Genomic DNA, 15,278 nt, shown 5'->3' with positions numbered 1-15,278 from the left:
TGTGTCGGATTTAATCAAGCATCGCAGGTGCGTAGGGAGTCATCGACACTTCCGTTGCAAGGGGGTGCCAAATGAGCGAGGGTTTGGGCAGCCCACCACCCGGATTCTGCGGCCCCCTCAGTGTACGGCATACTCATGTAATCCCCTGCCAACAATATTTTGGTGCGCTTTTTTTCAACATGGGCACGGTAGGCTTGTAGTTGCTGGGCACGTCCCACTGGAGAAAGTGGCTCGGCGAGTGGCCATCGATATACTTGCGTCTGAGCAATATATGAGGCCAGATTAGGCAGCAGACCCGATACCGCAGCAAGCGCAGCGGCCACGATATCCTCATCGGGCGATTGCATGAAATGTTGTGCCGCTTCATGCGAAAACATGAAATTGAACAAATTTCCGCTGGTATGTGGTGCACGATTTTTGTTGTTTTCAATGCCAATAGCAACCACTTCAGCGCGTTCACTTCTAGGTATCAAAACTCCATACACATTGGCAAGGTTCGGCGTCAGTTGAAAGTTTGGCTGTGTCACACAAGCTACATTGATGCTACTGCTATACGGTGTTGCCAACAGAGCATCCGCTTTTGCTATCTCTGATGAAGCGCTTAGCAATTGCTTGGCATATGGTGCAGGCACAGCAATGATCACAGCATCTGCAGCATAAGTCTCACCAGACGTGTACACATAGACTTGCCCCTCTGTCCATTCAACTTTATGAACAGGGGTATTCAGAGTCACATCTACTGCTTGTGAAAGCGTTTCAGGCAAAACGCTCATGCCATCCTTCAGACACAAGATTTGAGTTTTTTTCATGCCAAACATGGTTAAAGCTAAGGCCAATGCCTTGGAGGTTTCTTCTGGCCTTTGAAAATAGAACCCGTGCAGCATGGGTTCATAAAGATACTCGGTCACCTTGTGGCTTATCTTGGTGTTTGACCAGGTACTGGTGCTTTCATTATCAAATGCAGCCCATGTACTGTAGTTACTCAAAGAAAGCTGGTGTTGTTTTTTCCTCAAGCTTGCGGTTCGCCACCCCAATTTGAACACAGAGCGCAAACCCAAAAGGTGTATGGCATTCAGCGGGTGATTAGTGCGCAAAATGTGTGGTTGCGCATGGCGAACAATAGCGCTGCACTGCGAGGTGGCGCACAACTGTGCATCGATTTTTAGTTTTTTTAATAACCCAGCAATGATTGAATATTCACTGGATAAAAACTGCGCACCTCGATCAACTACATGCCCATTAAGCTCATCGCTGGTCATTCTTCCGCCTACACGATCAGCAGCATCTATGACTTTGACAGAAATACCCTGTTCTTTTAAAGAATAGGCAGCAGTCAATCCAGCAATGCCAGCGCCAACCACAATCACCTGCGCTGTTGATAGGGAATGGTTCATGATGACATCTAACTATACTTCTGCGTCACTATATGTCAAATAACATTCTTTCAACTGACACATAACACGCTATTGGAAAAATAACCTATTGATATTCAAAAACATATCTAAAAGATCAGTTTGTAGTCGGTCGTTATTTTGGACAAAGATGACCGATATCAAATTTTCGACTTTGATTGATGATAACAGCACTCATTCAATTGTGACAACAAAAAACTCAAACAAAGGGAAAGCATAAACCTGATTCAGATCACGATTTCATGCATTGGCACAATTTATAAAAAATACTTCGCCATACCCGCGCACGCGGGAATCAAACCCCTTGCATCACTGCTTTTATCGAGCGTGTGCGTTCAGTTCAAACGTTTTTAAGTCAATCATCCGCCGTCGCGGTGATGCGCAGTTGATCCAGCACTTGATTGACGCGCAGCACGCGATCGGGCAGTTCGGGCATTTCGTAGGTCAGACGAATTTTGTCCTGTCCGTTGAGTTTGACATTGCGGTCTTTTTGGATGAGTTGAATCATTGACAGGCCGTCAATCGGGGCGTTTTTACCAAAATGGATTTGTCCGAGCGATGCGGCGATGTCCATTTTGATGATGCCCATAGTTTGTGCGCGTAGACGTAGGCGATGGGTTTCGATCAGGGCTTTGGCGGAGGTTGGTAGTTCGCCGAAGCGGTCGACGATTTCTTCTTGAATATCGTTCAGCGTGGCTTCATCCGCCGCGCTGGCGAGGCGTTTGTATAGATTTAGTCGTTCATTCACGCTGCCGCAGTATTCATCGGGCAGTAGTGCGGGCGTGTGTAAATTGATCTCGGCGGTGATGCCCAGCGGTGCGGAGAGATCGGGTTCTTTGCCGCGTTTGAGCGATTTGATCGCGGCGTTGAGCATGTCGTTGTAGAGTGAAAAGCCGATTTCGGTGATGTTGCCCGATTGTTTTTCGCCGAGAATTTCGCCCGCGCCGCGAATCTCCATGTCCTGCATGGCGAGGAAAAAGCCGGAGCCGAGTTCCTCCATTTGGCAGATGGCTTCGAGGCGGCGTTCGGCCTGCGTGGTCAATGCGTCTTCGTGGTGAATCAGCAGGTAGGCGTAGGCTTGGTGATGGCTGCGCCCGACGCGTCCGCGCAGCTGGTGCAACTGCGCGAGGCCGAATTTGTCCGCGCGGTGCATGATGATGGTGTTTGCATTTGGTACGTCAATGCCGGTTTCGATGATGGTGGTGCACAGCAGAATATTCGCACGGCCATGATAAAAGTCACGCATCACGCGCTCCAAATCGCGTTCGTGCATTTGCCCGTGCGCAATCACAATGCGTGCTTCGGGAATCAGCTCGGCGAGCATCTCGCGGCGATTTTCGATGGTGGCGACTTCGTTGTGCAGGAAGTACACCTGACCGCCGCGTTTGAGTTCACGCAGGACGGCTTCGCGGATGACGGATTTTTCTTCACGACGCACGAAGGTTTTGATCGCCAGCCGTTTTTGCGGCGCGGTGGCAATGACCGACAGGTCACGCACGCCTTCCATCGCCATACCCATGGTGCGCGGAATCGGCGTTGCAGTCAGGGTGAGGATGTCCACTTCGGCGCGCAGGTTTTTCATCGCTTCTTTTTGGCGCACACCAAAGCGGTGTTCTTCATCAATAATCACCAAACCCAAACGGTCGAATTTTACGTTCGGTGAGAGCAGTTTGTGCGTGCCGATGACGATGTCCACCGTGCCTTTTTCCAAGCCTTCCAATACTTTGGCCGTTTTTTTACCGGACACAAAACGCGATACTTCGCCAATGCGAATCGGCCATTTGGAAAAGCGATCAGAAAACACTTGGTGGTGTTGCTCGGCCAAAAGCGTGGTTGGTGCGAGCACGGCGACTTGCTTGCCGCCCATCGCGGCGATGAATGCAGCGCGCAGCGCAACCTCGGTTTTGCCAAAGCCAACGTCGCCGCAGACCAACCGATCCATCGGCTTTGTTGCGATCAAATCATGTGTGACGGCGGCAATCGCGCTGGCCTGATCGGCTGTGGTTTCAAAGCCAAAATCGTTGGCGAATACTTCGTAATCCGCCAAATTCAGTGGAAACGCGTGTCCCTGACGCAACGCACGGCGCGCGTATAGGTTCAGCAATTCGGCTGCGGTGTCGCGGATTTGCTCGGCTGCTTTTTTACGCGTTTTGCTCCAACGGTCGGTACCCAATTTGTGCAATGGCGCGTGCTCAGGGTCAGCTCCAGCGTAACGCGAGATGACGGATAACTGCGATACCGGCACATACAGCGCGGTGTCGTCGGCATAACTCAGATGCAAAAACTCCGTCAGACCGCCGCCCAAGTCCATGTTCACCAAACCATGATAGCGCCCAATTCCATGCTCGACGTGAACCACCGGATCGCCCTCGCGCAGCTCGGACAGCGAGGCGATCATCATATCGACGTTCGAGGTTTTATCCGCGCGGCGGTTGCTGCGGCGCGTACCGGTTGAGCTGGCGTACAACTCGTTTTCCGTAATCAGGCATAGATTAGGAAGGTCGGCTAATTGCTGCGTGCTGAATCCACGCTCAATCGGCGCGTGGCTGATGTACAGTTTACTGGGATCATTCAGCGCGGCAATTTGCGCCCAATCGGTCAAAGTATGTGTGCTGATGCCGTGTCGTGCGAAGGTGTCGGCGAGGGTGGTCTGCCGCCCCAGACTTTCGGCCAACACAATGGTGTGAATATCGTGCTCGGTGTTGCTCCGTATGGCAGATTGCAAACGCGCAAACGGCTGCTCATCCTGCGCGGTAATCGACACACGCACATCGGGCACTGCGCGAATGTGCTGTGCAAATGTTGCGAATGTACGGTGGTCCTCATCACGTTTGCGCAGCGCCAACTGCGCAAACGGCTTCATCGCCTCGAACCACTGCGATTCGCGCTGGAACAATCGCTCCGGCGGCAAAATCGGCGTGGCGATGTCGCCTTTCAAAAAATCATAACGCGTTTGCGTGTCGCTCCAAAATTGCTCAATCGCCTGCGCCGCATCACCATGCAACACCACCGTTGAATCACTGGGCAAATAATCAAACAGCGTCGCCGTTTGCTGAAAAAATAACGGCAAATAATACTCAATGCCCGCGTTAAAAACCCCGTTGGCAATATCCTTATAAATCGCATGTTTGGTCGGATCGCCCTCAAACTGCTCGCGCCACGCATTGCGAAACGCGCCGCGAGCCACCTCATCGGTCGGATACTCGCGCCCAGGCAACATCTGCACCGACGGCACAGGATACAGCGTGCGCTGCGTGTCCACATCGAATGTCTTGATCGACTCAATCGTATCATCAAACAAATCCACGCGGTAGGGCAGCGCCGCACCCATTGGAAACAAATCCACCAAACCGCCGCGCAAAGCGAACTCGCCCGGCGCGACCACTTGGCTGACATTGCTATAACCCGCGTTGACCAATTGCTCGCGCAGCGCATCCACATTCAAACGATCATTTTGCTTGAATGAAAACGCACGTCCCAACAAAAACGATGGCGGTGACAAACGATACAACGCCGTTGACACAGGCACCAACAACACATCGCATTGACGCTGCGTCAACGCATACAAAGTCTGCAAACGCTCCGACACCAAATCATGATGCGGCGAAAACTGATCGTAGGGCAGCGTCTCCCAATCCGGCAACTGCAACACCCGCAAACTCGGATGGAAATAAACCACCTCCGCCTGCAAACGCGCCACATCCTGCGCATTCGCACAAAATACCACCAGCGGCTGCGCCCGCCGCTCACTCTGAGCCTGCGCCAACTGAGCCAACAGCAACGCATCGGACGAACCGAAAGGCATGGGCGTGGCGAAACGGTGGGCGGGTTTGAGGTGGGTAATCAGTTCAGAAGGGGTGAAGGTCAGGGTCGATGTGGGCATGATGCAGTCTAATAAAAAAGCGTTCGCATTATAACTTGTGAATAGAGTTTGAAGCATAAATGCTATTAAATGGCTGCTTCATTAGGCAAGTTTATGTCTAAACGTCTCGCTTATTGTTTTTACTTACCACACGTAAAAAATTTGCACATTCAACTACAACACCTAAAGATTGAGCGGTGATAGTATAAAACTTCATAAATGGCAGATAGGAGTAAGTGATGACGTTTGATTTAATGATTAATGTAATAGATCCTCTAACAGAGGTAGAAGTAGCTCAGCTCGAAGTATGCGGCAATAGAACAACCATATATACTCCGGATGATAGCAAACATGAATACCGGTTAGAAATACTAATGGCAATTAAAATGCGTACGCAAGCGGCAATAGACAGCCTGATGACTGACGAGAAACAAGCAGAAAGCATAGCATCTGATTCGGAATGCGATGACCCTATGGATGCGGCTCAACCTTCACATGGGCTACAGTCGCGCGTATTGCATTAAATGAATGAGGATGATCAATGAGGTTACTTCTAAGTATGTTTCTACACTAGCCAAATGGATTTGAGTAATGGGGTAACTTATCCCATATTTTAGAGGCTAAGATTTTAGAATAAATAGCATCTATTCTGGCTATGCATATTGGTAATGGATTGCAAACTTTTCCAGCAGAACAATTTATTTTGTTAGTTATAACCAGAGGATATTCCCAGTAAATTTAGTTTGATTCATAAACTAAGATAAGAGTAAAAGCCACGCAATGCGTGGCTTTTATTTTTTCTGCTGTTCCATTGTCTTGGTGCGGCTTTTTTGTTTGATGTGCTTATCAATCCGCTTTGTTTTTAAACAACAACTGCGCCACGACGATGCCGTGATCGGAGGTGTGGGGTTCACGACTGTGCAAGTGGTCGTTCAGGCAGTAGACTTCGCGTACTTGGGCGATTTGGTAGCGTGATTGTGGGTGGAATTCTTCGGTGACGAATATTTGGTCGAGCACTTCGAGCGAGCCTTGGTGGATGTTGGTGTAGACAACATTACGCATGGGGTCGTTGCGGGTTTGGATGCGTTGGGTGTCAAAAAATTGGCTGTCGTAGAAAATTTTGCCAAAGCCGCCGGAGCCGGCGATGATTTGTGAAGTAACGGATTTTGCGTCGTCGTTGAAGTCGCCTGCGATGATGCAGGGGATGCGGTTGCCTTTGAGCAGTTGGTTGAGGTAGCGGCGCAGGGCAACGGCGTCGGCGCCTCGGCGCATGAGTGAGCGGTAGGTGGCGAGTGCGAGGTCGTTGGCGTTGTCGGCGGTTTCGTTATCAAGATAGTCGGGGCGTTTGGATTTGAGGTGAACGCCGAGGATGTGCAGCGGACTGCCGTTGTAGGCTTTGACGGTGATGTGTGGTATGGCGCGGGTGATTTGAGTGACGGTTTGAGCGTAGTCGGGGAGGTTGATACCGGTGCCGTAGTCTACGACCCAGGTGGGTTCGGCGAGCAGAGGGAGTTTGGTGGCGATGGCGACTTGCGGTACCCAGGTGTTTTTAGGGGGCATTTTGACGGCGTCGCGCGCAATGAGTTTGGCTTGGTTCATGGTTCTGCTGGCTTGTAGGGCTTCTTGCAGGGCCTGTACTTGAAAGACTTCTTGAAATACGATGATGTCGGCGTTGATGGCGTCGATTTGGCGTGCGGTCCAGTCGCGTTTGGCGCGGTAGAGGTTTTCGTCGTAGGGGTCTTGGTTGTCGTAGAATTGGAAATGGGGTAGGGCGCAGTTGCGCAGATTGAAGGTGGCGATTTTGAGGGCGGTGCCGAATTCGCCGCTATGATCGCGTTGGTCACGTTGCTCGCGTTGCTCGCGTTGGTCGTTCGATTGTGGGTACATGGGGTTCCTTTGTGTGAGGTGGTGTTGGGCGTTGAGGTTGTTGAGGGGCATTGTAGCAAAAGTTTTTTGACCTTTCTGCGTTGGGCTGGCTACAATGCGAGGGTTGTCTTTGTTGAGGAATATCATGGGTGCTTGGTTGAACGGTGGTTTTTGGGTGCTGCTGGCGTATTTGGCCGGCTCGGTGTCGTTTGCGATTGTGTTGTCAAAGCTGTTTGGTATGGCGGATCCGCGCTCGTACGGTTCGAACAATCCGGGGGCGACGAATATGCTGCGCTCGGGGCGCAAGGAGGTGGCGCTGTTGACGTTGCTGGGCGATGCGTTCAAGGGATTTTTGCCGGTGTATTTGGCGGCGCGCTGGGGTGAGTTATCGCCGGTGGCTTTGGGCTGGGTGGCGTTGGCTGCGTTTTTGGGGCATTTGTATCCGGTCTTTTTCCGCTTTCAGGGTGGGAAGGGCGTGGCGACGTTTTTGGGTGCGGTTTTGGGTTTGTCGGCGCAGATTGGTCTGTGGGTGATTTTGGTCTGGGTGGCGATGGCGGCGGTGTTTCGCTATTCGTCTTTGTCGTCATTGACCGCCAGTGTCGCGGCTTTGATTTTGTTTGCGGTTTTTTGGGGGATCGGCTGGGTTTTGTTGCCGATTATGTTGATGGTGGTACTGATGTTTTATCGTCATCACAGCAATATTCAGAATTTATTGGCGGGCAAAGAGCGACGTCTGTTTGCACCAAAACAGTGATAATTGGGCGATATGCACCATTTCGGTGCGCTATAAGTTGGCTTTGCACCAAAAAAGACACGGTTTTTAGGATTTGATTGGTACACTGTGGTCTATGTTTTGAGGGTATTTTTTAAGGTTTGATGTATTTTTCGTGAACGTTTTTTCAGGAGCTATATATGAGTGATGTTGCAAAAGTCATGCAAATGGTCAAAGACCATGACGTTAAATTTGTGGATTTTCGTTTTACCGATACCAAGGGTAAAGAACAGCACGTTTCTGTGCCGATTTCTGCGTTTGACGAGGATAAGTTTGAATCCGGCCAAGCGTTTGACGGCTCGTCCATCGCGGGTTGGAAAGGCATTGAAGCATCCGATATGCTGTTAATTCCTGATCCGAAAACGGCAAACATTGACCCGTTCACTGCAGAAACGACCTTGATTCTGACTTGTGACGTGATTGATCCGGCGGATGGCAAAGGTTACGAACGCGATCCACGCTCATTGGCGCGCCGCGCGGAAGCATATTTGAAATCAACCGGCATCGGCGACACGGCGTATTTTGGTCCTGAACCAGAGTTTTTTATTTTCGACTCAATCCGTTACAAAACCGATATGCAGGGTTGTTTCGTGCGTATCGGTTCTGACGAAGCGTCTTGGTCCTCTTCAGTGAAAACCGAAGGCGGCAACTTGGGTCATCGTCCGGGCGTGAAAGGCGGTTATTTCCCTGTGGCGCCGACCGATAAGTTCCAAGACATGCGCTCTGAAATGTGCTTGTTGCTCGAACAAATGGGTGTGCCTGTGGAAGTGCACCACCACGAAGTGGCGGGTCAAGGCCAAAACGAAATCGGTACGAAATTCTCGACGTTGGTTCAACGCGCGGACTGGACGCAAATTTTGAAATACGTGGTGTTTAACGTGGCCGATGCCTACGGTAAAACCGCAACCTTCATGCCAAAACCAGTGGTAGGCGACAATGGCTCGGGTATGCACGTTCACCAATCCATTTGGAAAGACGGCGTGAATACCTTCGCGGGTGACGGCTACGCGGGTTTGTCTGATACTGCTTTGTACTATATCGGCGGTATCATCAAACACGCGCGTGCCTTGAACGCGATTTGTAACCCATCGATCAACTCGTACAAACGTTTGGTGCCACACTACGAAGCGCCAGTGAAATTGGCGTACTCTGCGAAAAACCGTTCGGCTTCTATCCGTATTCCGTTCGTATCGAATCCAAAAGCACGCCGCATTGAAGCGCGCTTCCCAGATCCAATGGCGAACCCATACTTGTGTTTCTCAGCGTTGCTGATGGCCGGTTTGGACGGTATTCAAAACAAAATTCATCCGGGCGATCCCGCATTGAAAAACCTGTACGATTTGCCGCCGGAAGAAGACGCGCAAATTCCAACCGTATGTAACAGCTTGGAACAAGCGTTGGAAGCCTTGGAAGCCGATCACGAATTCTTGACACGCGGTGGTGTATTCACCAAAGCGATGATCGACGCGTACATCGAACTGAAAATGGAAGACGTGAAGAAAATGCGTATGAACGTGCATCCGTTGGAATTTGAAATGTACTACAGCCTATAAGGTTCAGTACATTATTGATCCTCTTGTGATCCTCAATACCGATGCTGGTAACAGCGTCGGTATTTTTTATGGCGCATGGGCGGAAGCCGTTATAATATCGGTCAATCCTAAAGAAATACGGAAAAAGTAAACCCCTACTTTTTCCGTGCTTTCCTAATCACCTTTTATTAAATCATTTCTGACTTTCATGAATCCTGTATTGAGCCTGCTCCGTTTTTCGCTGCACCCGTATCGCTATGCAGTGGGTGCGATGGCGCGCGCGACGGTGATGGGCGCTTGCGTGATGTCATTCGGCATGGCTCATGCACAAACCGCATCCGAAGCAGGATTCACTCAAGCAACCATTCAGAATACGGTCTATGTGTGCGAACAGCAGGGCGTGACGGTGCTGCGCAATACGCCGCCGACTAGCGCGCAGGCGAGACAGATGCAATGCACGCGCAAAACCATGAAGACTAAAGTGGCGCCACCTCAAAACATCAGTCGATCGACAACATCAACCATGCCGCGGCTCAATTCTGCTGGCGTGCCGATCGCACCGCCCATGTGGAATGACCCGCAGCGTACGGCGAACACCTTGGTGGTTGGCATACAAGTGCCGCCGAATGTGCAGTGGCAACGCGACCTTGGGCGCAAACGCATACTCCTTGCCGAGCTTAGCTCGGCCGAGCTGCGTTTACAAACCCTTAAAGCCGAATACCGCGACGGTCAGCCCGAGCGTCTGGGCAATGAGCGAAATTACCAAAAATATTTGGATCGCACCGCCGAGCTACAGCAAAACATCCGCCTGACCGAAGCGAGCATTGCCGCGCTGCGCAGAGAAATCAATACCATTGGGGGTGTGCCGTGAGATTGGCCAAACACACAGAGTTTGACGCATTACAACTCGGTTTGATCGTGCTGGATCGGCGCGCGCGGGTTCAGCACCTCAACACGGCGGCACAAATGCTGCTGCGCTCGCCTCAAAGCCATGCTTACGATGTACCGCTGACACAGTGGTTTGATGCCGATGAAACCTTGAAATACATTATTCGCCACATCGAGACCGGCAGTGAAACCGTATATCGCTGCGTGCTACGTCTGATTCGGCAAGGCGACGGTTCCGAGTTGGACAATCCGTTGTCCGTCTACGCCGCACTCTCGCCCATGCCGATGACTGAGGGGGAAAATGAGCCGATGTATCTGCTCGAATGCTTTGAGCTGGGCGCATACGAGCAGGTGCAGCAGGATACGCAGTCGCGGGCGCGTACACAGAGCCATCAATTGCTGATGCGGCAATTGGCGCATGAAATCAAAAATCCGCTGGGTGGCATTCGCGGCGCGACACAATTATTGCAGGACGAACTGGAAACCTTGCAACCCGAGCTGGTGGAATACACCGAAATGGTTTTGGGGCAGGTGGATCGCCTAAAAAATCTGGTCGATCAATACTTGGTGCCATACCGTCAGGGCACGGCGCAGGCAAGCTTGATCAATATTCATGAGGTGTGCGACGCCGCGTTTCGCTTGGCACGGATCGAGTTTGGACAGGCGCAGATTGATTGGCAGCGCGATTACGATGTCAGTATTCCGCCGGTGCGCGCGGTCGCCGACTATTTGCAGCAATTATTGCTCAATATCATTCAAAACGCAGCGCAAGCGGTGTTGGGCGCGAGCAATCGCGACAACCCCGAAGCGCCTAAAATCACCTTGCGCACCCGAATTGCGCGGCATTGCTTGGTGAATCAGGTCAAGCACGCGATGATGCTGGACATTTCAGTGCTGGACAATGGTCCCGGGATTCCCGAGGAAATCACCGATACGCTGTTTTTGCCTTTGGTAACGCAGCGCGAGGGTGGTACGGGCTTGGGATTATCCGTCGCCATGCAGATCGCGCAGCAACACGGGGGCACGATCGAAGTCATCAGCCGTCCTCATCGTTTATCTCAGCGTTCTCAGCGCTCATTCGGCACGCAGATGCGGGTGTTACTGCCGTTGTAATCACTCAATATCCATTTTCCCCGATTTGGTTTTGCACCATTAAGGTGCAAATGAATTATAATTGTGCACCGAAGTATTGCGCTGACACAGTGTACGCACGCGGATAATCATCCCATGTCGAATACATGAAATGGAGCAAGGAGGCGTTATGTATGGCTTAAACGACAAACCGACAATCTGGGTGGTGGATGATGACAAAAGCATACGCTGGGTGCTGGACAAAGCCTTGCAAAAATCGCGCTTGCCGTATCGCATGTTTGCCGATGGACAGGAAGTTTTAGAGGCGCTGGACTATTGGCATTCACAAGCGGAAGACAAACGCCAGCCCGGTGATTATCCTGCGCTTTTGCTGTCAGACATCCGCATGCCCGGCGTTTCGGGAATTTCTCTGCTGCGCGATTTCAAAAAACTTGCACCGGACGTACCGGTGGTGATGATGACCGCCCACGCCGATTTGGAAAACGCCGTATCCACGTTTCAAGAAGGCGCTGCCGAATACATTGCCAAACCGTTTGATACCGAAGAATTGGTGGGCTTGATCAAACGATTCGTACAACCGAGCAAAACCACGCCGGATCAGGCGAATAACACCCATACGGCGGACGATGCCGAGACTTTGGAACAGCGCTACGGCTTGCTTGGCAGCAGTCCAGCGATATTGCAGGTATTGCGCACCATCGGCCGACTGTCGGCGACCGAGGTCAATGTCTTGCTCACTGGTGAGACTGGCACCGGCAAAGAATTGGTCGCGCGCGCGATTCACACCACCAGTGCGCGTGCGAGCAAACCATTCATCGCCATCAGCACGGCGGCGATTCCCGCGTATATGCTCGAATCCGAATTGTTTGGTCACGAAAAAGGCGCGTTTTCCGGCGCGGGACAGGCGCGCATCGGGCGCTTTGAAGAGGCCGAAGGCGGAACCCTGTTTTTAGACGAAATCGGTGATATGCCGTTGGATTTGCAGGCGCGTCTGCTGCGCGTGCTGTCCGAAGGCGTGCTGTATCGCGTCGGCGGCAGCGAATTGATCAAAACCAATGTGCGCATCATCGCCGCAACGCATCAAAACCTCGCGCAGCGGGTGGAACAAGGGCTGTTTCGCGCGGATCTGTACCATCGGTTGAATGTGGTCGGGATCCAATTACCTGCTTTGCACGAGCGCTCCGAAGACATTCCCTTGCTGATGCAACATTTCCTGACTCAGGCGGCGAAAGAGTTGCATTTGTCCACGCCGAAAATCCTATCGCCAGCGGCGATCGAGGTATGTCAACAAGCTGTTTGGAGCGGCAATGTGCGGCAGTTGGACAATGTATGTCGTTGGCTGACCGTCATGACCCCAACGCAGTTGATCAATGAATCCGACTTGCCAGCGGAAGTACGTGAGCGTCCGGCGCAAATGGGTTCAGTCACGCATGGCGGTACTACGGCGGGTGGTGTGAGCGGCACGAATACATGGCAGGAGCTGCTGCGTGTCGCCGTGCGCCAAGGGCTAAACGATCAAGTGCCCGCAGTGATGCTCAAGTTGCAAGATCAGTTCGAGCAAGTGGTCATCAACGAGGCGCTTAAATACACCCACAACCATCGCCAAAAGGCCGCGCAATTGCTCGGAATTGGGCGAAATACGATTACACGCAAGGTCAGAGATTGATCTGGGCGATCTGAATACGGTAAACCCCGCAAATCGCGGGGTTTGTTGGTTATTGGGCAAGGCTTACGGTACAATGCCGAATCGTCGCGCCTTTATCAGCGACATCTTTAACGATCGTTTCGCAGTTTTTACCTCATAAAAATATGAATCAGCACTATTCAGAAACAGACATACGCGTACTCAAGGGCTTGGAGCCGGTCAAAGAGCGGCCGGGCATGTACACCCGCACTGAAAATCCTTTGCACATTATTCAAGAGGTGATTGATAACGCCGCCGACGAGGCGCTGGGTGGCTTTGGTTCGAGCATTGACGTGGTGCAACACGCCGATGGCTCGATCACGGTGGAGGACGACGGGCGCGGGATTCCGATTGGGATTCACCCGGAGGAGGGCGTTCCGGTATTGGAAATCGTGTTCACGCGCTTGCACGCCGGTGGTAAATTTAATAAGGCCGACGGCGGCGCATATGCCTTCTCCGGCGGTTTGCACGGCGTTGGTGTGTCTGTGACCAATGCGCTGTCCACCCAGTTGGACGTCACCGTTTGGCGTGATAAGCAGGTGGCGACTATCGGCTTCTCGGGCGGAGATGTGGTTGCGCCGTTACAAACGCGTGCGGTGACGCGCGGCGAGAAGAAAAACGGTACGCGGGTACATATCGTGCCGGATGTGAAATATTTTGACTCGCCGAATATTCCGCAGGCCGAATTGGAGCGTTTGCTGCGCGCCAAAGCGGTGCTCATGTCGGGCGTGAAGGTCACGTTGACCAACGAAAAAACGGGCCAAACGCAAACGTGGCTGTATCAAGATGGTTTGCAGGGCTATTTGCGCGAACATTTGGAGCAGGATGCGCTGATTCCGCTGTTTTCAGGCAGCTCGTTCGCGGGTGCGAACGACGATCAGTTTGCCGAAGGCGAGGGAGCCGAATGGGTGTTGACTTGGACACGCGAGGGTGCTTTGCTGCGCGAGAGTTATGTCAATCTGATCAGCACACCGGCGGGCGGTACGCACGAGGCAGGCATCCGCGAAGGCGTATTCGGCGCGGTGAAAAGCTTTATTGAACTACACGCGCTGCTGCCCAAAGGCGTGAAACTAATTTCCGATGACGTGTTCAGCCGCGCGTCGTTCGTATTGTCCACCAAAGTGCTGGATCCGCAATTCCAAGGACAAACCAAGGAGCGTTTGAACAACCGCGATGCGGTGAAATTGGTCGCGCAGGCGACGCGTCCGGCGCTTGAGTTGTGGCTCAATCAGCATGTGGATTATGGTAAGGCGCTGGCCGAACTGGTGATCGCACAGGCGCAGGCACGCAACAAGGCCGCGCAAAAAGTGGAGAAGAAAAAAAGCTCCGGCGTGGCGGTTTTGCCGGGCAAGCTGACCGATTGCGAATCGGATGACATCGGTTTGAACGAATTGTTTTTGGTAGAGGGTGATTCTGCGGGTGGCTCGGCGAAAATGGGGCGCGACAAAGAGTTTCAAGCGATTTTACCGCTGCGCGGTAAGGTGCTGAATACGTGGGAAGTGGATAAAGACCGCCTGTTCGCCAATAACGAGGTACACGATATTGCAGTCGCGATTGGCGTGGATCCGCACAATCTGAACGACACACCGGATTTGTCGGGTTTGCGCTATGGCAAAATTTGTATTTTGTCGGATGCGGACGTGGACGGCTCGCACATTCAAGTGCTGCTGTTGACGCTGTTTTTCAAACACTTTCCCAAACTCATTGATGCAGGTCATGTGTACATCGCACGGCCGCCGTTGTTCCGCGTGGATGTGCCGGCGCGTGGCAAAAAAATGGCGCAGAAGGTGTATTGCCTCGACGTGGATGAGCTCAACCGCACGCAGGATAAATTGCTTAAAGACGGCTTGAAGGATGGCTCTTGGCAAGTATCGCGTTTCAAAGGGCTGGGCGAGATGAACGCCGAACAATTGTGGGAAACCACGATGAATCCCGACACGCGTCGCCTGTCGCTGGTGATCGATCAGGGCGATAGCAAGAGTATGATGCACATGCTGATGGGCAAATCCGAGTCACCGGCGCGACGCGCTTGGCTGGAAGAAAAGGGTAATTTGGCGCAGGCGGACATTTAATACGAGTGATTGCATACGCAAATATCAATGTATATATCTCTCAATAAAATGCGGTCACTGAACCTAAGTATTTGTTTTTAAGGTAGAATGCGAAATAG

At 52.0% G+C, this 15,278-nt stretch carries 10 protein-coding genes; 7 read left to right on the top strand and 3 right to left on the bottom strand.

Annotated features, from left to right (window positions below):
- Positions 1-14: 14 nt before the first annotated feature.
- Complete coding sequence (locus tag ACZ41M_RS05200; RefSeq protein WP_464729980.1) at positions 15-1,394, bottom strand: protoporphyrinogen/coproporphyrinogen oxidase; 1,380 nt, start codon at positions 1,392-1,394, stop codon at positions 15-17.
- Between the two features lie 373 nt (positions 1,395-1,767).
- Positions 1,768-5,295, bottom strand: coding sequence for a transcription-repair coupling factor (gene mfd / locus ACZ41M_RS05195; RefSeq protein WP_464729981.1), 3,528 nt, complete (start codon positions 5,293-5,295; stop codon positions 1,768-1,770).
- 218 nt (positions 5,296-5,513) lie between these two features.
- On the opposite strand from mfd, the gene ACZ41M_RS05190 reads away from it, so the two are divergent.
- On the top strand, positions 5,514-5,798 hold the full coding sequence (locus ACZ41M_RS05190) for a hypothetical protein (protein WP_464729982.1): 285 nt from the start codon (positions 5,514-5,516) through the stop codon (positions 5,796-5,798).
- 322 nt (positions 5,799-6,120) lie between these two features.
- On the opposite strand, the gene ACZ41M_RS05185 is transcribed toward ACZ41M_RS05190, so the two are convergent.
- The gene (locus ACZ41M_RS05185) at positions 6,121-7,161 is read right to left on the bottom strand and encodes an endonuclease/exonuclease/phosphatase family protein (protein ID WP_464729983.1); all 1,041 of its coding nucleotides are present in this window, start codon (positions 7,159-7,161) and stop codon (positions 6,121-6,123) included.
- A gap of 124 nt (positions 7,162-7,285) precedes the next feature.
- On the opposite strand from ACZ41M_RS05185, the gene plsY reads away from it, so the two are divergent.
- The 6 genes from plsY to ACZ41M_RS05155 all read left to right on the top strand — a co-directional run bounded on the left by plsY (position 7,286) and on the right by ACZ41M_RS05155 (position 15,180).
- Positions 7,286-7,894 (top strand): glycerol-3-phosphate 1-O-acyltransferase PlsY, encoded by a 609-nt coding sequence (plsY, locus tag ACZ41M_RS05180; protein WP_464729984.1) that lies wholly within the window; start codon positions 7,286-7,288, stop codon positions 7,892-7,894.
- A 158-nt stretch (positions 7,895-8,052) separates the two neighbouring features.
- Entirely contained in the window at positions 8,053-9,465 is a 1,413-nt protein-coding gene (glnA, locus tag ACZ41M_RS05175) for a type I glutamate--ammonia ligase (protein ID WP_464729985.1), read from the top strand.
- A gap of 187 nt (positions 9,466-9,652) precedes the next feature.
- Positions 9,653-10,315, top strand: a complete 663-nt coding sequence (locus ACZ41M_RS05170; protein ID WP_464729986.1) for a hypothetical protein — start codon at positions 9,653-9,655, stop codon at positions 10,313-10,315.
- Positions 10,312-11,445 (top strand): two-component system sensor histidine kinase NtrB, encoded by a 1,134-nt coding sequence (locus tag ACZ41M_RS05165; protein ID WP_464729987.1) that lies wholly within the window; start codon positions 10,312-10,314, stop codon positions 11,443-11,445. The genes ACZ41M_RS05170 and ACZ41M_RS05165 overlap by 4 nt, the downstream gene beginning before the upstream one ends.
- 148 nt (positions 11,446-11,593) lie before the next feature.
- Positions 11,594-13,090 carry a nitrogen regulation protein NR(I) gene (gene ntrC / locus ACZ41M_RS05160; protein WP_464729988.1) on the top strand — a complete coding sequence of 499 codons (1,497 nt, stop codon included), beginning with the start codon at positions 11,594-11,596 and terminating at the stop codon, positions 13,088-13,090.
- A 143-nt stretch (positions 13,091-13,233) separates the two neighbouring features.
- Complete coding sequence (locus tag ACZ41M_RS05155; RefSeq protein WP_464729989.1) at positions 13,234-15,180, top strand: DNA topoisomerase IV subunit B; 1,947 nt, start codon at positions 13,234-13,236, stop codon at positions 15,178-15,180.
- Positions 15,181-15,278: the final 98 nt, after the last annotated feature.

This window comes from Puribacter membranae (assembly GCF_055380425.1).
The sequence above is the reverse complement of the archived record's forward strand: the minus strand, read 5'-3'. Positions and strand labels throughout refer to the sequence as shown.

What these genes read in the sequence shown, in the direction of transcription:
- ACZ41M_RS05200 (WP_464729980.1), bottom strand. Translation starts at nt 1,394, where the DNA reads ATGAACCATTCCCTATCAACAGCGCAGGTGATTGTGGTTGGCGCTGGC.
- mfd (WP_464729981.1), bottom strand. Translation starts at nt 5,295, where the DNA reads ATGCCCACATCGACCCTGACCTTCACCCCTTCTGAACTGATTACCCAC.
- ACZ41M_RS05190 (WP_464729982.1), top strand. Translation starts at nt 5,514, where the DNA reads ATGACGTTTGATTTAATGATTAATGTAATAGATCCTCTAACAGAGGTA.
- ACZ41M_RS05185 (WP_464729983.1), bottom strand. Translation starts at nt 7,161, where the DNA reads ATGTACCCACAATCGAACGACCAACGCGAGCAACGCGAGCAACGTGAC.
- plsY (WP_464729984.1), top strand. Translation starts at nt 7,286, where the DNA reads ATGGGTGCTTGGTTGAACGGTGGTTTTTGGGTGCTGCTGGCGTATTTG.
- glnA (WP_464729985.1), top strand. Translation starts at nt 8,053, where the DNA reads ATGAGTGATGTTGCAAAAGTCATGCAAATGGTCAAAGACCATGACGTT.
- ACZ41M_RS05170 (WP_464729986.1), top strand. Translation starts at nt 9,653, where the DNA reads ATGAATCCTGTATTGAGCCTGCTCCGTTTTTCGCTGCACCCGTATCGC.
- ntrC (WP_464729988.1), top strand. Translation starts at nt 11,594, where the DNA reads ATGTATGGCTTAAACGACAAACCGACAATCTGGGTGGTGGATGATGAC.
- ACZ41M_RS05155 (WP_464729989.1), top strand. Translation starts at nt 13,234, where the DNA reads ATGAATCAGCACTATTCAGAAACAGACATACGCGTACTCAAGGGCTTG.